The 21,121-nt window shown below is 68.8% G+C and carries 17 protein-coding genes; 16 read left to right on the top strand and 1 reads right to left on the bottom strand.

The genetic code is table 11. From position 1 onward, the window contains the following. Window positions 1-35: 35 nt before the first annotated feature. The gene (locus tag AB0I34_RS41005) at window positions 36-1,304 is read left to right on the top strand and encodes an aspartate kinase (protein ID WP_360457012.1); all 1,269 of its coding nucleotides are present in this window, start codon (window positions 36-38) and stop codon (window positions 1,302-1,304) included. Window positions 1,305-1,309: 5 nt separating this feature from the next. Continuing rightward, window positions 1,310-2,407, top strand: a complete 1,098-nt coding sequence (locus AB0I34_RS41000; RefSeq protein ID WP_360457009.1) for an aspartate-semialdehyde dehydrogenase — start codon at window positions 1,310-1,312, stop codon at window positions 2,405-2,407. 64 nt (window positions 2,408-2,471) lie between these two features. Here the strand turns inward: AB0I34_RS41000 and AB0I34_RS40995 are convergent, their stop codons facing one another. After that, window positions 2,472-3,461 carry a helix-turn-helix domain-containing protein gene (locus AB0I34_RS40995; RefSeq protein WP_360457006.1) on the bottom strand — a complete coding sequence of 330 codons (990 nt, stop codon included), beginning with the start codon at window positions 3,459-3,461 and terminating at the stop codon, window positions 2,472-2,474. Between the two features lie 1,257 nt (window positions 3,462-4,718). Between AB0I34_RS40995 and AB0I34_RS40990 the strand changes: the two genes are divergently transcribed. From AB0I34_RS40990 to AB0I34_RS40925, 14 genes are read left to right on the top strand one after another with little or no spacing between them, the layout of a single operon-like run. Further along, a complete protein-coding gene (locus AB0I34_RS40990; RefSeq protein ID WP_360457004.1) occupies window positions 4,719-5,585 on the top strand; it encodes an ABC transporter permease in 867 nt (288 codons plus the stop codon). A gap of 16 nt (window positions 5,586-5,601) precedes the next feature. After that, complete coding sequence (locus AB0I34_RS40985) at window positions 5,602-6,390, top strand: ABC transporter ATP-binding protein (protein ID WP_360457001.1); 789 nt, start codon at window positions 5,602-5,604, stop codon at window positions 6,388-6,390. Window positions 6,391-6,440: 50 nt separating this feature from the next. Further along, entirely contained in the window at window positions 6,441-7,511 is a 1,071-nt protein-coding gene (locus AB0I34_RS40980; protein WP_360456999.1) for a glycosyltransferase, read from the top strand. After that, complete coding sequence (locus tag AB0I34_RS40975; protein ID WP_360456996.1) at window positions 7,508-8,830, top strand: glycosyltransferase; 1,323 nt, start codon at window positions 7,508-7,510, stop codon at window positions 8,828-8,830. Before AB0I34_RS40980 ends, AB0I34_RS40975 begins: the two co-directional genes overlap by 4 nt. Beyond that, the gene (locus tag AB0I34_RS40970; RefSeq protein WP_360456993.1) at window positions 8,827-9,693 is read left to right on the top strand and encodes a hypothetical protein; all 867 of its coding nucleotides are present in this window, start codon (window positions 8,827-8,829) and stop codon (window positions 9,691-9,693) included. Before AB0I34_RS40975 ends, AB0I34_RS40970 begins: the two co-directional genes overlap by 4 nt. A 4-nt stretch (window positions 9,694-9,697) precedes the next feature. After that, window positions 9,698-10,885: a hypothetical protein gene (locus AB0I34_RS40965; protein WP_360456991.1), complete on the top strand. Its 1,188-nt coding sequence runs from the start codon at window positions 9,698-9,700 to the stop codon at window positions 10,883-10,885. Next, window positions 10,858-11,493 carry an acyltransferase gene (locus AB0I34_RS40960; RefSeq protein WP_360457079.1) on the top strand — a complete coding sequence of 212 codons (636 nt, stop codon included), beginning with the start codon at window positions 10,858-10,860 and terminating at the stop codon, window positions 11,491-11,493. Before AB0I34_RS40965 ends, AB0I34_RS40960 begins: the two co-directional genes overlap by 28 nt. Then, complete coding sequence (locus tag AB0I34_RS40955; protein WP_360457076.1) at window positions 11,490-12,581, top strand: DegT/DnrJ/EryC1/StrS family aminotransferase; 1,092 nt, start codon at window positions 11,490-11,492, stop codon at window positions 12,579-12,581. Before AB0I34_RS40960 ends, AB0I34_RS40955 begins: the two co-directional genes overlap by 4 nt. Window position 12,582: 1 nt before the next feature. Then, entirely contained in the window at window positions 12,583-13,590 is a 1,008-nt protein-coding gene (locus AB0I34_RS40950) for a Gfo/Idh/MocA family oxidoreductase (RefSeq protein WP_360456988.1), read from the top strand. Then, window positions 13,587-14,639, top strand: coding sequence for a UDP-N-acetylglucosamine 2-epimerase (non-hydrolyzing) (wecB, locus tag AB0I34_RS40945; RefSeq protein ID WP_360456985.1), 1,053 nt, complete (start codon window positions 13,587-13,589; stop codon window positions 14,637-14,639). The genes AB0I34_RS40950 and wecB overlap by 4 nt, the downstream gene beginning before the upstream one ends. A gap of 4 nt (window positions 14,640-14,643) precedes the next feature. After that, on the top strand, window positions 14,644-15,834 hold the full coding sequence (locus tag AB0I34_RS40940) for an acyltransferase (protein ID WP_360456982.1): 1,191 nt from the start codon (window positions 14,644-14,646) through the stop codon (window positions 15,832-15,834). A 25-nt stretch (window positions 15,835-15,859) separates the two neighbouring features. Further along, window positions 15,860-17,161: a nucleotide sugar dehydrogenase gene (locus AB0I34_RS40935; protein ID WP_360456979.1), complete on the top strand. Its 1,302-nt coding sequence runs from the start codon at window positions 15,860-15,862 to the stop codon at window positions 17,159-17,161. Continuing rightward, window positions 17,158-19,761 carry a glycosyltransferase gene (locus AB0I34_RS40930; protein WP_360456976.1) on the top strand — a complete coding sequence of 868 codons (2,604 nt, stop codon included), beginning with the start codon at window positions 17,158-17,160 and terminating at the stop codon, window positions 19,759-19,761. Before AB0I34_RS40935 ends, AB0I34_RS40930 begins: the two co-directional genes overlap by 4 nt. Before the next feature lies 1 nt (window position 19,762). Next, window positions 19,763-20,929 carry a glycosyltransferase gene (locus tag AB0I34_RS40925; RefSeq protein WP_360456974.1) on the top strand — a complete coding sequence of 389 codons (1,167 nt, stop codon included), beginning with the start codon at window positions 19,763-19,765 and terminating at the stop codon, window positions 20,927-20,929. Window positions 20,930-21,121 lie beyond the last annotated feature (192 nt).

Here is a 21,121-nt window from a genome sequence, read left to right as displayed (position 1 = left end):
CGTACCGCATCCAGTGGTTTTGAGGAGACACAGCTGTGGGACGCGTCGTGCACAAGTACGGCGGTTCTTCGGTCGCCGACGCCGATTGCATCAAGCGTGTGGCCCAACGGATCGTCGCGACGAAGAAGGCCGGGAACGACGTGGTGGTGGTCATCTCCGCCATGGGCGACACCACCGATGAGCTGATGGACCTGGCCCAGCAGGTGTCCCCGTTGCCGCCGCCGCGCGAGCTGGACATGCTGCTCACCTCCGGGGAGCGGATCTCCGCCGCCCTGCTGGCGATGGCGATCGCCAACCTGGGCTACGAAGCGCGCAGTTTCACCGGTTCGCAGGCCGGTGTGATCACGACGTCCGCACACGGCAACGCCCGGATCATCGACATCACGCCGGGCCGGATCGAGGGAGCGCTGTCCGAGGGCCACATCGCGATCGTGGCCGGGTTCCAGGGCGTCGCCCAGGACACCAAGGACATCACCACGATGGGCCGCGGCGCCTCCGACACCACCGCGGTCGCACTGGCCGCCGCGCTCGAGGCGGACTACTGCGAGATCTACACCGACGTGGACGGCATCTTCACCGCGGACCCGCGGATCGTGCCGGCCGCCCAGCAGATCCCGAAGATCTCCTACGAGGAGATGCTCGAGATGGCCGCCTGCGGCGCCAAGGTGCTGCACCTGCGCTGCGTCGAGTACGCGCGGCGCTACAACGTCCCCGTCCATGTGCGCTCCTCCTTCTCGCAGAAGGAAGGCACCTGGGTCGTCGATGCGAAGGAACTGGATCAAATGGAACAGGCGATCATCTCCGGCGTGGTCCAGGACCGCAATGAGGCCAAGATCACCGTGGTCGGCGTACCGGACAAGCCCGGTGAGGCGGCCCGGATCTTCGAGACGGTCGCCGGCGCCGAGACCAACATCGACATGATCGTGCAGAACGTGTCCGCGGTCGCCACCAACCGCACCGACATCTCCTTCACGCTGCCCCGCGTCGACGGCGCCCGGGCGATGTCCGCGCTGGCCCGGATGAAGGACGAAGTGGGCTACGAGCAGTTGCTCTATGACGACCAGATCGGCAAGGTGTCGGTGGTCGGTGTCGGAATGCGCTCACACCCGGGCGTGTCCGCGAAATTCTTCTCCGCGCTCGCCGACGCCGGCGTGAACATCGAGATGATCTCCACCTCGGAGATCCGGATCTCGGTGGTCGTGGACGAGAACCTGGTGGATGCCGCCGTGACCGCGGCGCACACCGCATTCGATCTGGACGACGAGCACACCCAGGCCGTCGTGTACGGAGGAACTGGACGGTGACCCCTGTGAGCGCTGTGGAGAACACGATCGAGGACCGGGCGGGTCTGCCTTCCCTGGCGGTGGTCGGTGCGACCGGCGCGGTCGGGTCGGTGATGCTGACTCTGCTCTCGACCCGGGAGAACGTCTGGGGAGAGATCCGGCTGATCGCGTCCGAGCGCTCTGCGGGCAAACGTTTGAAGGTCCGCGGCGAGGAGGTCGAGGTCGTCGCGATCAGCGAGGACGCGTTCGACGGCATCGACGTGGCGATGTTCGACGTACCGGATGCCGTGTCTGCGCAGTGGGCACCGATCGCGGCCGCCAAGGGTGCCGTCGTCGTCGACAACTCCGGCGCGTTCCGGATGGACGCGGACGTCCCGCTGGTGGTGCCGGAGGTGAACGCCGAAGCGGCCCGGAACCGGCCGCGCGGCATCATCTCCAACCCGAACTGCACGACGCTGTCGATGATCGTCGCGATGGGTGCGCTGCATCACCGCTTCGAGCTCGAGCAGCTGGTCGTCGCGTCGTACCAGGCGGCCTCAGGTGCCGGGCAGGAAGGCATCGACGCGCTGTACGACCAGCTGATGAAGGTGGCGGGCAATCGCGACCTCGGCACCACGCCGGGCGACGTTCGCCGCGTGATCGGCAACGCGCTCGGCCCGTTCCCGGCGCCGCTCGCGCTGAACGTCGTTCCGTGGGCCGGTTCACTCAAGGACGACGGCTGGTCGTCGGAGGAGCTCAAGGTCCGCAACGAGTCGCGCAAGATCCTCGGCCTGCCCGGCCTGAAGGTGTCCGCGACCTGCGTTCGGGTGCCGGTCGTCACCACCCACTCGTTGTCGGTGCACGCGCGGTTCGCCCAGGAGGTCGACGCCGACGAGGCCCGCGAGGTACTGCGGGACGCCCCGGGCGTGCTGCTGTTCGACAACCCGGCCGAGGGTGAGTTCCCGACCCCGGCCGACGTGGTCGGCACCGACCCGACCTGGGTCGGCCGGATCCGCAAGTCGCTGGACGACCCGAACTCGCTGGAGCTGTTCGTCTGCGGCGACAACCTGCGCAAGGGCGCGGCGCTGAACACCGCGCAGATCGCCGAGGTCGTCGCCAAGGAATTCACCGCGACCGCGTCCTAGAAATCCCTTGTAGCAAAGGCCCGTCGCCTGCCCGCCCGCCCCGGCGAGCAAGCGACGGGTGTCTTTACAGCCAGTTCTCCCGTGCTGCGTGCAGGGCGAGCTGGAAGCGGGTGCTGGCGCCGGTGCGGTTCATCAGGCGCTCCAGGTAGCGGAAGAAGGTACGTCGGCTGATACCCAGCGTACGGGCAATCGTGTCGTCCGCGGCACCCGTGGCGAGCAACGCGAGCAAACGGCGCTCGATCGGTTCGAGCCGGTCGTCCTCGGTGCCGACCGACGCGTGCAGCGGCAGCGCGTTGCGCCAGCACAGCTCGAACATCCCGATCAGGGCGGTCAGCAGACTGCTCGGCCGGATGATCAGCAGCGACCGGTTCACATCGGTGTCGCGCACCGACATCGACACGAACGCGATCGAACCGTCGATGATGGTCAGCTTGGCCGGTACGTAGGGCAGAACCCGCGCCTGCTCGCCGGCCTCCACGCAGGGCAGGATGTTCTCGGTCAGGTACCCCGGCACCTCGACCGACTCCGGTGAGTACACGACCCGGTAGGAGACGCCCCGCTTGAGGTGGTCGATCTCCTCCTGGTTCGGCCCGCCGATGTAGTACGGCGGAGAGTCGATCGCCAGGATCTCCCGCTGCGCACCACCCTTGATCTGGTGGATGCGTTCGACGATCGCGCTGCCGGTGACGACCTCGATCAGATGGGTGGTCGACTCGTTGTGCACGGTCCGGCGGAACTCGTCGTACGCGTTCAGCACCTCGATCCGGGCCTGCTTCAACTCGGACTCGCGACGCAGCGTCATCGCCTCGAGGCCGGCGTCGGGTGGCACCGGCAGGAAGCGGGAGTGGTCCGAACCGGACCGCCGCGCCAGGCCGGCCTGCACCAGCCCGCCGAGGGTGGCGTCGATGGTGGCGTCGCGGTCGGGGACCGCCTCGTCCAGTTCGGTGATCGACGACGGACCGGTCCGCAGCAGGTGCTGGTAGACCTTGATCTCGTCGTTGCTGAGTCCGAGCACCTTCAGATGGTCGGCACGCTCCGTGTCCGTTGTGCTCACAACTCTCTCCTCCCTTCCGAGTGCTGTCACTGTCCGCTACCGCCCCTCCAGAGTAGGACGGTCGATCCAGTGCCGATCGCACTGTCCGTGTCGCCCTGAATGCACCCAGCGATATTTGTTGTCCTGTCAGCATTCTTGTGCCGTGTCACCATCTGGCCACCATTTCTGCGCAGTTGTGAGCGAGAATTGAGGTCCAGCAGCCCGGCGACGGACCACCTGAGCGCCGCCGGGCTGCTGTTCCAATTCTGGCCCGAGTTCGCTGTTCCGTCAGCGGAGCCCGTTTCGGTTGGGTCTCGATCCCGGCGCATCGGTGCCCTCGCACTCCCGTGCCATCACCGGCTGTGCTGGAGGGTGTACAAACTGTGCATCTCCATCGTGAGGCCGATGAGGAGGAGAAGCGCCGATGCGACCGGTTCCGCCCCGTTCCGCCGCTCGCTGTGGTGCTGCCGTCCCCAGTGTCCGGTCGTGGCTCCCCGTCCTTGGGTCACGCTGCCGGGCAGTGTCTTCCGTCACCGGCCTCGGGTCCGTCTCGACGTCTGCTGCGCGCACCTGCTGGCGATCGCAGCCGATCCGGGGACGTGCCCACGGCGCGATGACCGCCGCCCTGGTCATCGTGCCTGCCGATCCGGTCTCCGCCCGTCCCGTCTCCGCCCAGCGCGGACGGGTCACCGGATCGCCGGTTGCGGCCGTGTCGCCCCTGACACGGCCCGGGCCCCGGGAGGTGCCGAGCGGAGCTCCGTGGATGGTGAGGCTGTCCATGGCGCGCGGGGACCTCGTGTCCCCCGTCCGGCTCGCCCCGGCCAGGAAGCACCGCCTGGGGCCCACCGCCGGCTGACACCGGTCCAGACCACTGGTGTCGCGGTGCGTCATATCACGCCGCCGCGGTGAACTTCGGTGCCCCGACGGACGTCGTACAGGGGAATTGACCGCGATTTGATTTTGCTCCCTGGTGTTCGCGAGAGTGCATGGCGAGCATGGGTCGCGCGCCGATTGCATGCTCTGGAAGGCGTTTTGGCCGTCGCAGGTTGTCAAATGTATATTCCCGATAACGATCGGCGACGGACGAGTTTCTTCCAGTGATTCACCCAGTCGGGCGCGACGTTGGTAGCAGTCTGTAGGTCGTTGCTCACTATGGAGGACCACCGTGTCGTCGGCGAAGTGCCCGGTCCGCTACTCTGCTCCCGGTCTGCGTGGCTGCGAACGGCAGGAGTTCGGCCGGCGCGGACTCGACTTCCGGCAGAGAGAGGCGTCGCCTGAATGAACGCGACTAGCGTCGACGAGGAGTTCAACCCGTCGGTGCATGTGTACGAACCGCACAAGGTCGGCCTGCCGCCGTTGCGTCCCTATTTCAAGGCGCTGTGGCAGCGGCGGGAGTTCGCGGCCGAGATGTCACGGACGAACATCCGGGCCGCCAACACCAACACCTTCTTCGGGCAGGTGTGGCTGGTGCTGAACCCGTTGCTCCTGGCGGCTGTCTACTACCTGCTGACGGAGATCATCGCGGGCGGTGCCAACAAGACCGGCGGCGCGGAGCGGTTCGTGCACATGTGTGGCGGCCTCTTCGTCTTCTATTACTTCTCCGGTGCGATGACGGCCGGAGCGACCAGCGTCGTCGGCGGCGGCAAGCTGCTGATGAACATGTCGTTCCCGCGGATGCTGCTGCCGCTGGCCGCGTTGCGGACGGCGTTCTTCCGCTTCCTGCCGACGATGGTCGTGTATCTGGCGATCCACCTCATCATGGGACAGCCGCTGCGGTGGCCGATGCTGCTTGCGCCGGCGTTCCTGATCATGCTGACGTTCTTCGCAGCCGGTATGGGCATGGTCTTCGCCGCGCTGCAGGTGTACTTCCGGGACACGACGTCCTTCCTGCCGTACTTCGTCCGGATCTGGCTGTATCTCTCGCCGGTGCTGTGGTTCGCCGAGCAGGCACCGGCCAGGTTCAAGGGCTTCATCCAGTACAACCCGCTCTACTCGCTGATCGGCGGCTGGACCGACCTGCTCGTCCGCGGTGACATCCCGCCGCTGAAGATGTGGGTCGGGGCCGGGTTCTGGGCGGTCCTCGCCGCTGTGGTCGGCTCGTTGTTCTTCATGTCGAGGGAGCGTGAGTTCGTTGTCCGTCTCTGAGGCTGAGAAGAAGTCGATGCAGAAGACCGAGCCGGACGTGCCCGCCGTCAAGGTGCAGGACGTGTCCATCACCTACCGGACCACGTTCGAGCGGGTGCCGACCTTCAAGAGCGCGATCGTCCGGTTCGGCCGCGGCGAGCGGGCGATCCGCGAGGTCAAGGCCGTACAGAACGTCTCCTTCGACGTGAACCACGGCACCACCATCGGCATCATCGGTGCGAACGGCGCCGGCAAGTCGACGCTGATGCGGTCGATCGCCGGCATCCTGCCGCCGACCTCGGGCCGGATCGAGGTGCACGGCCGGGTCAGCACCCTGCTGTCGCTGGGCGTCGGCTTCAACGCGGCCCTGTCCGGCCGCGAGAACGTCGTCCTCGGTGGACTGGCCGCGGGCCTCAGCCGCAAGGCGATCCAGGAGCGGTACGAGGAGATCGCGGAGTTCGCCGAGCTCGGTGACTTCATGGAGATGCCGATGCGGACGTACTCGTCCGGCATGTTCAGCCGGCTGGCGTTCTCCGTCGCGGTCCACATGGACCCGGACATCCTGCTGATCGACGAGGCCCTGTCGGCCGGCGACGCGTCCTTCAAGACGAAGGCCGCGGCCAAGATGAACGAACTGGTCACGAACAGCCGGACCATGTTCCTGGTCAGCCACGCGATGAGCAGCGTCCGGGACCTGTGCAACGACTGCATCTGGCTGCACAAGGGCAAGGTGATGATGCGTGGTGAGCCCAACGAGGTGATCACGGCGTACACCAAGTTCCTCCAGGTCGGTGAGAAGGAATCCGTCTCTCTCGAGGACCTCTGACCATGCCCAATGCCGGGCCCCACGCCGGGTCACGCAGTACGGCGCCAGACGTGGGGATCATCACGACCGGTCACGACGTCGCCGACGCGCGCCTGCACAAGATCACCGCGGCCCTGCACCACCGGGGTCTGAGCGTCGAGCTGTGGGGCCTGGGTGAGGCCGGAGGCGGGCCGGTCGGCGCGGTCGTCCACGCAGGTCCTCGGGGCAACCTGGTTCAGCGGATGGCCCGGACCGCGGTGCTGCCGTGGCGGACCAAGGCGAAGGTGGTGATGACGGTCGATCCGGACATGATCCCGGTCACCCGTCTCGTCACCAGCCTGCGCCGTCGCAAAATGGTTGCCGACGTTCACGAGGACTACGACCTGCTGCTCGCCGACCGGGCCTGGGCGAGGGGACCGGCCGGCCTCCCGGCCCGGCTGATCGTCCGGGCGGGTTCCAAGCTGGCCGCCGGCGCCGACCTGACCGTCGTCGCCGACTCGCATCTGGCCCCGCACGAGGCGAAGCGGCGGCTGGTCGTCCAGAACCTCCCCTACGTGCCGTTCCTGGCCCCGACGCCGCCTTGGGGCCAGCCGCGGGCCGTCTACATCGGGGACCTGCGGGCCAGTCGTGGCCTGTTCGACATGGTCGAGACCGTCGCCGCGGCGCCGGACTGGTCACTCGACCTGGTCGGCCCGGTGGCGCCTTCGGACTGCGACCAGCTTCAGGCCCGGATCGAGCAGTCCGATCTGGCCGGCCGGGTCCGGTTGCACGGGCGCCAGCCTCCGGCCGACGCGTGGCGGCTCACCCAGGGCGCCTGGGCCGGCCTGGCGATGCTGCAGCCGACACCGGCGTTCGTGGAAGCGATGCCGTCGAAGATCTACGAGTACCTCGCCAGCGGTCTTCCCGTCCTGTCCACCCGGCTGCCCCGGCAGACCAGGGTGATCGAGGAGTCCGGTGGCGGAGTCCTGGTGGACTCGGTGGCAGAGGCGTCCGAGATCCTGCAGCGCTGGTCCGCGGATCCCGGTGAGCTGGAGAAACTGCGCGACCACGCGCTTCAGTGGGCGGCCGACCATCTGCCCGCGACCACGCCGTACGACGAACTGGCCGACGCGATTCTCAACTTGCTAAGAGGAAGTGCATGAAGGACCGCCCACACATGCTGTACGTCGCCTGGGGCTTTCCGCCCTGCCGAGGAGGTGGTGTCTACCGGGCCCTGGCCACGGCCAACCGGTTCGCCGCGCTCGGCTGGAAGGTGACCGTGCTGACGGCCGACCGCGAGACCTTCCACCGGTTCACCGGCGCCGACCTGACCCTGGAGGAGCGGGTCGACCCGTCCATCGAGGTCGTCCGGGTGCCGTTCGACTGGCCGATCCTCGAGGCCGACCTGCGCCGGTGGTCCAAGCGCCGTGCCCTCAACCCGAAGGTCTGGAGCAAGTGGCGGACCAAGCAGGACCACGTGCCGTTCCCGGAGACCGGGTACGGGCCGTGGCGCTCGGTCATCGAGAAGGCCGCGGAGCGGATCCACAAGGCGCACAAGGTCGACCTGACGGTCGCCACCGCGAACCCGAACGTCGCGTTCACCCCGGCGTACCTGCTGCACAAGAAGTACGGCGTGCCGTACGTGATGGACTACCGCGACGCCTGGCTGCTGGACGTCTTCACCGGTGACCGGCTGCACGAGCCGAAGAGCCGCGCGGCCCGCTGGGAGAAGAAGCTGGTCGACTCCGCGCGCGAGATCTGGTTCGTCAACGACCCGATCCGGGACTGGCACGAGAAGCTCTACCCGGCGCACGCGCACAAGATGCACACGGTCTCCAACGGCTTCGACGCCGACCTGGTGCCGGACACCACGGACCGCGGCCCGGCCGGCGACCGGCCGTTGACCTTCGGGTACGTCGGCACCGTGTCGCCGAAGGTTCCGCTGACCGAGTTCGTCGAGGGTTGGCAGCTGGCCCGCTCGCAGTCCGACGAGCTGGACGGTGCGAAGGCCAAGATCTACGGCTATCTCGGGTACTACGCCCAGCCGCGCGCCGACATGCTTGCCACGATCAACAAGGCCACCGACGACGGGGTCAGCTACGAGGGTCCGGTCGGCAAGGCGGAGATCGCCCGGGCGTACGACGAGTTCGACGTCCAGCTGCTGATGCTGGGCAAGGGGCGGTACGTGACCAGCGGCAAGGTCTTCGAGTACCTGGCGACCGGGTTGCCGATCGTGTCCGTGCACGACCCGGAGAACGCGGCGTCCGACGTACTGCGTGGTCATCCGCTGTGGTTCCCGGTGACGGACGTGACGCCGGAGGCGATCGCGGCCGCACTGATCGAGGCGGCGTACGCGGCCCGGACGGCGGACGAGGGGATCCGGGCGAAAGCGCGTGAGTTCGGTGCGTCGTACCGGCGGGATCTGCAGCTGGACCCGCGGATCGAGTCGCTGGCCGCGTCCGTGCAGGGGGTGGCGGCGTGAAGACCGTCGTCCTGCTGAGCACCCGGCGCCTTCCGCCGACGTACTTCGACACCGTCCGCGAGGACCTCGGCAACCAGGAGCTGTCCCTCGACGTCATCGGCTGGATGCCGCCGTCGGGCTACGTTGCCGACAAGGTCCACACCTTCACCCTCATCGGGCCCGGCCGGATGCCCAAAGCCCCGGACCCGGAGCCGGAACTCGAGCCGGATCCGCTGGCGGAGGCCGATCCGGTCGAGGAAGCTCCGGATGCGGTGATCGCTCCTGAGGCCGTCGCCGAGCCAGAGTCCGTCGTCGGTGAGGCCCAGGTCGCACCCGCTGCGGCTGAGGTCCCCGCCGATGCGGCGGAAGACGAAGCTGCCACACCGGCCGCGTCCGCCGAGGAAGTGCAAGCGCAAGCCGATTCCCCCCAATCCACCGAAACCCCTGCGGGCGTCCCCTCCACCACCCCGGCGGGCGCCTCGACCACCGCCTCCACCACCCCGGCGGGTGCGAAGGCGCGGGCCACTGGGGTGAAGCGGGTTCGGAAGGCTTTGGGGTGGCGGTATCGGAGGGCTCGGAAGGTTGCGGGCAAGGTGTTGCCTAAGGCAATCAAGGCGTCGGCGCCGGTGAAGTTCCTGCGTGGGAACCGGGCCGGCAAGAACCTGGGCAAGACGTACTGGGGCCGGATCGAGGGCCGTCGCGACGTACTGACCACGATCGAGAAGGCGGATGTCGTCATCGCCCTCGACGCCGGTGCGATCTGGGCCGGCTGGAACCTCGGCCAGCGCCGCGGCAGCGTCCCGGTCGTCCTCGGTCTTCCGGCCGCCCGCCGCGAGCTGGATCAGTTGAAGGCCACGCCAAAGGCCGCTGCGGGTAATGGATGACACGATGACGGTGACGCGTTCGATCCGCGAGCACCTGCCGGCGCCACTGGCCCGGACCGCCGGAGCGGTCCGGCGGCGCCTGCGTGGTGTGCGGTACTCGTTCGCGCAACTGCCGGCGTTCCCGCCGGTGGCCACGACCCCCGTGCGGATGCTGGTCGGACCGACCAACTCCGCCGGTCAGGGGCACGCCTGGGCCCAATCCGCCCAGACGATCCCCGGGGTCGGCGCCGTCTCGTTCACGTTGCAGCGCAAGGCGCAGTTCCAGTTCGTCCACGACTACGGCGTACCGCTCGCCTGGTTCGGCCAGCCCCGTTGGCAGCGGGCCCAGGAGCAGCACATCGTCGGTTCGTACACGCACGTGATGGTGGAGTCGCTGCGCCCGATCTTCGGTGCCCGCGGCTTCCCCGACGCGTCGCCCGACATCGCGACCATGGTCGATGCCGGCATCAACGTTTCCCTGCTCTTCCACGGTTCCGACATCCGCCTCCCCAGCCGGCACGCGAAGCGCGAGCGCTGGTCGCCGTTCGTCCCCGGTGACGAGCTGACCGAGCGCCTGGAGACGCAGGCCCGTCGGCACGCCGAGCTGGTCGAGAGCCTCGGCCTTCCGGTGTTTGTGTCCACGGTCGACCTGCTGGACGACGTACCGGACGCGCGATGGTTGCCGGTGGCGATCGATGCGACGCGCTGGCAGCAGGCGGCCCGCCCGCTGTTCACCGGCGAACGGCCGGTCGTCGCGCACGTCCCGTCGAACGCGAAACTCAAGGGCACCGAGGAGATCGACGCCGTTCTGACCCGGCTGCACGAGTCCGGCGCGATCGAGTACCGACGCATCACTGGCGTACCGCACGATCGGATGCCGAGCGTCATCGGCGACGCGGACATCGTTGTCGACCAACTTCGGATCGGCCTGTACGGCGTGGCCGCCGCGGAAGCACTGGCCGCCGGGCGGATCGTGGTGTCGTACGTCGGTGACGCCGTGCGCCACCGGGTACGAAGTCTGACCGGACGAGAGGTGCCGATCGTGGAGGCGGATCCAGACACTCTGGGTGATGTCGTCACGGGCCTGATCGCCGATCGCGACGCCGCCGCCGAGCGGGCGGCCGCCGGCCCCGGCTACGTGGCGGAACTCCACGACGGAAGCCGCTCGGCCGAAGCACTCACCACCTGGCTCACTGCGAAGGAGACCCTGTGACGTCCCGCATCGCGCCCACCGCCGATGTCGACGACAGCGCCGTGATCGGCGACGGTTCGTCGATCTGGCATCTGGCCCAGATCCGCGAGAACGCGGTGCTGGGCGAGAACTGCATCGTCGGCCGCGGCGCCTACGTCGGGACCGGGGTCCGGATGGGCAAGAACTGCAAGGTCCAGAACAACGCCCTGGTCTACGAACCGGCCTCGCTCGAGGACGGCGTGTTCATCGGTCCGGCCGTGGTGCTGACCAACGACTACTTCCCGCGCGCGGTGAACCCGGACGGCTCACTGAAGAGCGGGCACGACTGGGAGCCGGTCGGCGTCACCATGAAGGAAGGCTGCTCGCTCGGTGCGCGCAGCGTCTGCGTGGCGCCGGTCACCATCGGCCGCTGGGCCACCGTCGCCGCGGGTGCGGTGGTCACCAAGGACGTGCCAGACTTCGCGCTGGTCGCCGGGGTTCCGGCCCGCCGGATCAAGTGGGTCGGCAAGGCCGGAGTTCCGCTGCTCGACGTCGGGAACGGCGGGTGGAAGTGCCCGGACACGGGCGAGACGTACATCGAAACCGACGGACGGCTGCGGCCGGCCGGTGAAGACATGGAGGAGAACTGATGGTGCAGCCGATTCCGGCCGCGAAGCCGATCATCGGGAAGGAGGAGCGCGAGGCCGTCGACCGGGTGATGCAGTCCGGCATGCTTGCCCAGGGCCCCGAGGTGGCGGCCTTCGAGCAGGAGTTCGGCGCAGCGCTCGTCTCCGGCCGAGCCTGCGTCGCGACGAACTCGGGCACATCGGGTCTCCACCTCGGCCTGCTGGCCGCCGGCGTCGGACCGGGTGACGAGGTCATCGTCCCGTCCTTCACGTTCGCCGCGACCGCGAACAGCGTCGCGCTGACCGGCGCCACTCCGGTGTTCGCCGACATCGAGCCGACGTACTTCTGCCTGGACCCGGCCGCGGTCGAGGCCGCGATCACCGAGAAGACCAAGGCCGTCATGCCGGTGCACCTGTTCGGTCACCCGGCGAACATGACCGCCCTGCAGGCCATTGCGGACAAGCACGGCATCCAGATCTACGAAGACGCCGCGCAGGCGCACGGCGCGACCTGGGACGGCACGCAGGTCGGCAGCTTCGGCGAGTTCGCGATGTTCAGCCTGTACCCGACCAAGAACATGACGTCCGGTGAGGGCGGCATGAACTCGGTCGCGAACGCCGACATCGAGCGCCGGATGCGCCTGCTGCGCAACCAAGGCATGCTCAAGCAGTACGAGAACGAGCTGGTCGGCCTGAACAACCGGATGACCGACCTGCACGCCGCGATCGGCCGGGTGCAGCTGACCAAGCTGACCGGCTGGACCAAGCAGCGGCAGGAGAACGCGGCCTTCCTGGACGCGAACCTGCAGGGTGTCGCCGTACCGGCCGTGGCCGCCGAGGCGACGCACGTCTACCACCAGTACACGATCCGGGTGACCGAGGATCGCGACGGCTTCGCGAACGCGCTGCGCACCGAGTACGGCGTCGGCTGCGGCGTCTACTACCCGATCCCGAACCACCGGCTCCCCTCGTTCCAGCGCGAGCTGGACCTGCCGGAGACCGAGAAGGCCGCGGCGCAGGTGCTCTCGCTGCCGGTCCACCCCTCGCTGTCCGAGGAGGACCTGAACCGGATCGTGTCCGCGGTGAACACCGTGGCGAAGGCTGGTGCGTGAGATGGCGAACCTGCGAGCCGGACTGATCGGCCTGGGCATGATGGGGCGCCACCACGCCCGCGTGCTCGCCTCCCTCGAGGGCGTCGACCTGGTCGCCGTCGCCGACCCGGACGGTGACAAGTTCGGCGTGGCCGGCGGTCGCCCGGTGCACGAGAACATCGAGCAGTTGATTGCCGAGGGCATCGACTACTGCGTGGTGGCGGTCCCGACGCAGTACCACTCGGAGATCGCGAAGGCGCTGGCCGAGGCCGGCGTGCACGCGATGATCGAGAAGCCGCTGGCCGGATCCGCGGCCGAGGCGACCGAGATCGCCAAGGCGTTCGAGGCGGCCGGCGTGATCGGCGCGGTCGGTCACATCGAGCGGTACAACCCGGCGCTGCAGGCGCTGCGGGTGCGGCTGGAGGCCGGCGAGCTGGGCGACATCTACCAGATCACCACCCGCCGCCAGGGCCCGTTCCCGGCCCGGATCGCCGACGTCGGCGTGGTGCTCGACCTGGCCACCCACGACATCGACCTGACCGCCTGGGTGACCCAGTCGCCGTTCATCGCGGTGTCCGCACAGAGCGCGCACAAGTCCGGCCGGCAGTACGAGGACCTGATCGCGGTGACCGGCAAGCTTGCCGACGGCACCGTGACCAGCCACCTGGTCAACTGGCTGTCCCCGATGAAGGAGCGGCTCACCGTCGTCACCGGTGAGAAGGGCGCGTTCATCGCCGACACGCTGCTGGCCGACCTGTCCTTCCACGCCAACGGCACGGTTGCCACCGCGTGGGACGACGTCGCGCACTTCCGCGGTGTCAGCGAGGGCGACATGATCCGGTACGCGATCAGCAAGCCGGAGCCGCTGCGCACCGAGCACGAGGCGTTCCGGGACGCGGTGCTGGGCAAGGGGGCCGACATCGTCACGCTGAAGCAGGGCCTGCAGACCGTCGTCGTCGCCGAGGCCGTGATCCAGTCCGCCGCCGAGGACCGCACCATCAAGGTCGCCCCGGAGTTCGCGCAGTCATGAAGGTCCTGAGTGTCGTCGGGGCACGACCACAGTTCGTCAAGCTGGCGCCGGTGGCGGAGGCATTCGCCGCCACCGAGCACCAGCATGTGATCGTGCACACCGGGCAGCACTACGACAAGAACATGTCCGACGTGTTCTTCGCCGACCTGCGGATCCCGGACCCGGACGTCCACCTGGGCGTCGGGTCCGGCAGCCACGGTGTCCAGACCGGCGCGATGCTGGCCGCGATGGACGCCGTACTGGATGAGCACCAGCCCGACTGGGTGCTGGTGTACGGCGACACGAACTCGACGCTCGCCGGGACGCTGTCGGCGGTGAAGATGCATCTGCCGGTGGCGCACCTGGAGGCGGGGCTGCGGTCGTTCAACCGGCGGATGCCGGAGGAGCACAACCGCGTCCTGACCGACCACGCGGCCGACCTCCTGCTGGCCCCGACCCAGGTGGCGATGGACCACCTGGCCAACGAGGGCCTGACGGACAAGGCGCGGCTGGTCGGCGACGTGATGACGGACGTGTGCTTCCGGGTCCGCGACGCGGTCCAGGACAAGCCGCTGGACCTGCCGTTCGAGCGCGGCGAGTACGTCGTCTCGACCATCCACCGGGCCGAGAACACCGACGACCCGGCCCGGCTGGCGGCGATCATCGACGGTCTCGCGGCCGCTGGTGCACCGGTGCTGCTGCTCGCGCATCCGCGGCTGGTCGCGCGCTGCGCGGAGTACGGCATCAAGCTCGACCGTCCGGACGGTTCGCTGCACGTCCGGGAACCGCTCGCCTACCCGGAGATGGTCGCGGCCGTGCTCGGCTCGGCCGGCGTGGTGACCGACTCCGGTGGTCTCCAGAAGGAGGCGTTCCTGCTCGGCCGGGTGTGCACCACGTTGCGCACCGAGACCGAATGGGTGGAGACCCTGGACGACGGCTGGAACGTCCTGACATCCGACGTGAGCAAGTTGCCCGGACTGGCCGCCCGGCCTGTCCCGGCATCAAACCGCCCCATGCCCTACGGAGACGGCCACGCCGCAGGCCGGGTCGTCTCCGCTCTCGCGGAGTAGACCTATGACGAAGGCCGCCGAGGAAGACCAGAGCCAACAGCCGGCGCCGGGGACCGAGTCCCCGGCGTCGGCCGTTGCCGAAGTCGCGGCGGGAACCGGCACCTCCGGTCCGGAGGCGCCACGCCAGCGACTGCCCAGGGTGGAGTCGCTGACCGGTCTGCGGTGGTGGGCGGCGTTCTTCGTGTTCTGCCACCACATGTCCAACCTGGCGCCGCTGCCGATCTTCGACTTCCTCAAGTGGGGTACGTCGGGGGTGACGTTCTTCTTCGTGCTGTCCGGTTTCGTGCTGACCTGGTCGGCCCAGCCGGGGACGAAGATCCGCACCTTCTACCGGCGCCGGTTCGCCCGGATCTGGCCGGCCCACATGGTCGCGCTGATCGCGGCCTTCTTCGTGTTCTACCGGGTCGATCCGCCGGCCGACATGCCCTGGATCAAGCCGATCTCGCTCACCGTGCTGCTGCTGTCGGTGCTACTGCTGCACGGCTGGACGAACGATCCGACGATCCTGTACGGCGGCAACCCGGCGTCCTGGACGTTGTCGGTGGAGGCGTTCTTCTACGCGTACCACCCGTTCGTGCAGCGGGCCACGGCCAAGCTGAAGACGACCGGTGGCCTGATCTTCTGTGTCGCCATCCTCGTGCTCTCGGGGGCCTACCGGCTCTCGTTGTTCCACTTCCCCGGTGTCATACCGGTGTTCCCGCAACCGGTGCTGCACTCGACGTCGTTCCTGTTCGGCATCGCGCTGGCGATCACGCTCCGGTCCGGCTGGAAGCCGCGGATCCCGGTCTGGTTCGCGTTCCTGGTCGTCGGGTTCGGCCTGTTCACCCTGTACTACTCCGGCGAGCACCCGGCCAAGGTCCCCTTCGGCATCACCATCGGCCTGACCCAGAAGGAGATCCTGACCCTGCTGTACGGCTTCCTGATCTTCGCCGTCGCGATCCGCGACACCCGCGGCGGCAGGTCCTGGCTACGCAGCAAGCCGCTGGTCGCGCTCGGCCAGTGGTCCTACTCCTTCTACCTGATCCACGCCACCGTGCTGTACGCGATCGTGGAGATCCACGGTCCGGTCGGCAAGGTCGGCTGGTTCAACCTGACCTGGTACGCCGGTGTCTGCGCCCTCTCGATCCTCGCCTCGTGGCTGATGTACAAGTTCGTCGAGCATCCGCTGGAGCGGAAGCTACGAGGCCCCCGATGAAGAATCACTACCTAGTGGAGTTCCTGTGCGTGTCAGTGTTGTTGCCTTAGGCAAGATCGGACTGCCGTTGGCGGTCCAGTTCGCGGCCAAGGGTCATCAGGTCGTCGGTGTCGACATCAACGAGAAGTTCGTCGAGCTGGTCAACGCCGGCCAAGAGCCGTTCCCGGGTGAGGCCCACCTGGCCGAGCTGCTGGCCGAGACCGTGGCCGACGGCCGGCTGCGGGCGACCACGGACTACGCCGAAGCCATCCCGAACAGCGACGCCGTCGTCGTGGTCGTGCCGCTGTTCGTCGACGAGGAGACCGGCGAGCCGGAGTTCGGCTGGATGGAGAACGCCACCCGGTCGCTGGCCGAGAACCTCAGCCCTGGCACCCTGGTCAGCTACGAGACCACCCTGCCGGTCGGCACCACCCGCAACCGGTGGAAGCCGATGATCGAGGAGATCTCCGGTCTGACCGAGGGCCAGGACTTCCACCTGGTGTTCTCTCCGGAGCGGGTACTGACCGGTCGCGTCTTCGCGGACCTGCGCAAGTACCCGAAGCTGATCGGCGGCCTGTCCGAGGAGGGCGCCAAGCGCGCCACCGCGTTCTACGAGGCCGTGCTGGACTTCGACGACCGTCCGGACCTGGAGCGCGGCAACGGCGTCTGGGACCTGGGGTCGGCCGAGGCGGCCGAGCTGGCGAAGCTGGCCGAGACCACCTACCGCGACGTCAACATCGGCCTGGCGAACCAGTTCGCCCGGTTCGCCGGCCAGAACGGCATCGACGTCCACCAGGTGATCGAGGCGTCGAACTCGCAGCCCTACAGCCACATCCACCGGCCCGGTATCGCGGTCGGCGGCCACTGCATCCCGGTCTACCCGCGGCTGTACCTGTGGACCGACCCGGAGGCCACCGTGGTCCGGGCCGCCCGCGAGGCGAACCTCGGCATGCCGGAGTACACCGTCGGCCTGCTCGAGGGCGCGTACGGCGACCTGACCGGAGCCAAGGTGGTCGTGCTTGGTGCGGCGTACCGTGGCGGTGTGAAGGAGACGGCGTTCTCCGGGGTGTTCCCGGCCGTGGAGGCGCTGAAGTCCCGTGGTGCGGAGGTATCCGTGCACGACCCGCTCTACACCGACGAGGAGCTGCAGCAGCTCGGCTTCACGCCGTACGCGCTGGGCACGCCGGTGGACGCGGCGGTGCTGCAGGCCGACCACCCGGAGTACGCGCAGCTGACCCCGGCCGAGCTGCCGGGCGTCAAGGTGCTCGTCGACGGTCGTGACCGCACCGACCCGGCCCGCTGGGTTGGCGTGCGCCGGCTTGTGATCGGAAGGTCGGTCAGCCAGTGACGTATGCCGACCTGCGGGTCGTGATGATCGTCGCCAACGACGTCACCAACGACAGCCGGGTCCGCAAGGAGGCCGCAGCGCTGGCCGAGACCGGAGCAGAGGTGACTGTGCTCGGTGTCTCGGCCAGCGGCATGCCGTCGAGGGAGGTGCTCGACGGCGCGCTGATCGTCCGGGTGGCGGTTCCCTTCAGTCTGCGCGAGGAACGCCAGCGCAGCCGCAAGGCCCGCAGGGACTGGCGGCCGCCGTTCGTCGGCTACCGGCACCCGGGCACGTACGTCGCCCGCGACCAGCGGATCGATGCCGGGCTGCAGGAGCTCAAGGCGGACTCCGGGCATGCCATCGCCGCGGCCAAGGCGGGCAAGGGCAATCCGATCAAGTACAGGCTCGGCGTCGGCGGCCGGCTGCTGCGCCGTTCGCGGTGGCAGGCGGCGCGGAAGGCGACCTGGGTCCGCAAGGGCGTCGGGAACAAGGCCGACGTGCCGTTCAAGTTCGGCTGGCGCGCGTTCGACGGCGTGATCCACCGGATGCCCTGGCCGGCACCGTGGCGCAAGCTGCACCCCGAGGCGCTGGACCTGGAGCTCGCGTTCGGTGACCTGATCGACCGGCTCGAGCCCGATGTGGTGCACGCGCACGACATGCACGTGATCGGCGTCGCCTCGCGTGCCGCCGGCCGGGCGACGCTCCGCGGCAAGGACCTGAAGGTCGTCTACGACGCGCACGAGTACGTGGCCGGGCTGTCGCAGTACGGCGCCCGGACCCGCCGCTCGATCGCGGCCTGGGCGAACCACGAGGCGGAGTACATCAATGCCGTGGACCGGGTGGTCACCGTCAGCCCGGCGATCGCACGCACGCTGACGAAGGATCACCACCTCGACCGCGAGCCGACGGTGATCATGAACACGCCGAACCCGGCGGACGTGTCGGTCGAGGTGTCCGACATCCGCAGCCGGATCGGTCTGGCGTCCCAGGTGCCGCTGCTGGTCTACAGCGGCGGCGTCACCCGGGCCCGTGGCCTCCACACCGCCGTCCAGGCCCTGGTGGACCTGCCGGACGTGCACCTGGCCATCGTGTGTGTGCCCGGTGTCGCGACCGACGCGGTCAAGGAGTTGCAGACCCAGGCCGCGGACCTCGGCGTCGAGGACCGGTTGCACTGCCTCGATCCGGTCGAGCCGGAAGAGGTGGTCGCGTTCCTGCGCACCGCCGACGTCGGCCTGATCCCGATCCTGCGGTACCCGAGCCACGAGATGGCGCTGCCGAACAAGCTGTTCGAGTACGCCTTTGCCGGGCTGCCGGTGGTGGTCAGCGACATGCCGAGCATGAAGGAGTTCGTCGACCGGACCCGGATCGGCGAGGTGTTCGTCGCGGCGGACGCGCACGACCTGGCGTCGAAGGTGCGGATGGTCCTCGGTGACCTGGACAGCTACCGCGAGAAGGTGGCGGATCCGGGCTACCAGCAGGAGGTCTCCTGGGCCGGGCAGGCCGACAAGCTCCGCGGCCTGTACGGCGAACTCGTCGGCCGCACGCTCGAGCGGGTTCAGCCCGGTGGTCGGGTCGAGAAGAAGCAGAAGCGTCTGCTGATCGGTCCGGTCAACAGTGCCGGTCAGGCCTGGCTGTGGGCGACCGCGCTGGAGCGTGAAGTGCCGGGGCTCATCGCCGAGTCCCTCACCACAGGCAGCGGCGCGTTCGACTTCCGGGTGCACCGCACCGGGTCGTACCGGCAGTACCGGTCCGATCTGCGGTGGCAGCTGGAGCTCACGGCGTACGTGCTGCGCGAGGTCACCCACGTGCTGCTCGAGGCCGGACGGCCGATGTTCGGGCAGCAGCGCGGGCAGATGTTCAACATCGACATCCCGATCCTGGAGCAGGCCGGCATCAAGCACGGCCTGATCTTCCACGGGTCGGAGATTCGTGACCCGTCGCTGCACCGGGCGAAGTACCAGTACTCGCCGTTCCGCGACCCGGACGACGAGCTGAGTCAGCGGCTGCAGTCGGCGAACGACCTGCTGCGGACTCAGCTGGATGTCTACGAGGGTCCCGTGTACGTCACCACTCCGGACCTGCTGGAGTTCGTCGACAACAGCATCTGGTTGCCGTTGGCCGTCGACGTCGACGAGTTCGCGTCGACCCAGCCGGTGCTGGACCGGGAGGTGCCGGTGGTGCTGCACGCGCCGTCGGCCAGTGCGCTGAAGGGATCGGCGTACGTCGACCCGGTGCTCACCGATCTGGATGCGCGTGGCTTGATCAAGTACCAGCGGGTCCAGGGTCTGCCGCACTCCGAGCTCGCCGAGATGGTGCGCAGCGCGGACATCGTGGTCGACCAGCTGCTGCTCGGGTCGTACGGCGTCTTCGCCTGCGAGTCGATGGCGGCCGGCCGGGTCACCGTCGGGCATGTGGCGGACCCGGTCCGCGACCTGCTGCCGACCGGCCTGCCGATCGTGGAGGCCAACCCGGACGACCTGTCCGAGGTGATCGAGCGGCTGATCTACGAGCGCGACCCGGCCCGCAAGATCGCCGACGCCGCGCCGGATTACGTCCGCGAGCTGCACGACGGCCGCAGGTCGGTCGAGGTGCTGCGGCCCTTCATCACCGGCGAGAGGTGACATGCGGGTTCTGATGATCGCGCAGTCCCCGATCGCCGGCGACTCGCGCATCCTGCGGGAGGCGACCGCGCTGGCCAGCGCGGGGCACACGATCCACATCATCGGGCGGGACGTCCCGGAGGGCTTCGCGGTCGGGCCGGGCGTCACGGTCGAGTCGGTCTCCCGCTCGGCCGGACTGCGGGCCGGCAACGGCGGCCTCGCGGTCGGCCACGGCCGGAACGGGCCGAAGGTCCTGGTCCAGCGGTTCGGCCGGTGGTTGCTGCTGCCGGAGCATCGCAATCGGACCGAGAAGCAGTGGCGTACCGCCGCGGCCCCGCGAGTGGCCGCGGCGGGTCCGTTCGAGGTCGTGCACGCGCACGACTTCAACACCCTCGAGCTCGCCGCCGAGTACGCCGGGAAGTGGTCGGCCAAGCTGGTGTACGACACACACGAGCTGTGGTTCGATCGCGCGTTGCCCGGCCGGCCGGCGCCGTTGTGGCGGGCGCGGGGGCGGAAGCTCGAGGTTTCCCTAGCTGGTAAGGCGTCCTTGGTCATCACCGTGTCGGACGGGATCGCCGCCAGGTTGCGCGAACGTGGGTTGAGCGACGTTCGCGTCGTACGGAACACGTTCCCGCGGGCGGACGACGTACCGCAGCCGCCGGACGCGCCGGAGGGTCTGCTGTACGCCGGCCGCATCGGTGCGGGTCGTGATCTGCCGACCGTGGTGGCGGCCGCGCGTCAGTTGGCGCCGTTCCGGACCGTGCTGATGGGGTCGGCGGATCCCAACTACCGCTTGGATCTCGGGCCGGTGGAGACCGTGGCGGAACGCTCGATCGACGAGGTCGACGACACGCTCCGGTCGTACGGCATCTCGCTGGTCACCCTCACCAACACCTGCGAGAACCACCGCCTCGCTCTGCCGAACAAGCTCTTCCACGCGGTCCGGGCGGGTGTTCCCGTCGTAGCCGCCGACCTCCCCGAAATGCGCGCCGTGGTCACGGCCCACAAACTCGGCACCCTCTACGAGCCGGGCAATCCAGCCTCCCTCACCGCCGCCGTGCGCGCTTTGATCGAGAACTACGCGACGTACGCCGACGGAGTCCGCACAGCAGCCGCAGACCTCAACTGGGAAACAGATTCAGCCCACCTGATCCAGGCCTACGCCGCGCTCGCCAACCCCCCAGGCTGACCACGAACCCCCTCCATCCCCCGCCCCCGCCTCCGCCCTCGCCCGCTCTGGTGGGTTGACCCAGGAGTGTGTGGGTTGGCCGGCTGGGTGCGCTTGGTGAACCGTCCCGGGGTTGGTGCGCCCTCGGTTATGTGAGTGCGACCGGTTGGTCGTCGCGGGTTTGTGCATAGTAGTTGGCCTCGGCTTCGGCGG

The sequence above is a fragment of the Kribbella sp. NPDC050281 genome (assembly GCF_040655855.1).
Taxonomy (GTDB): Bacteria; Actinomycetota; Actinomycetes; order Propionibacteriales; family Kribbellaceae; genus Kribbella.
Note: the sequence above shows the minus strand (reverse complement) of the source record. Positions and strands in the feature narration are given on the sequence as shown.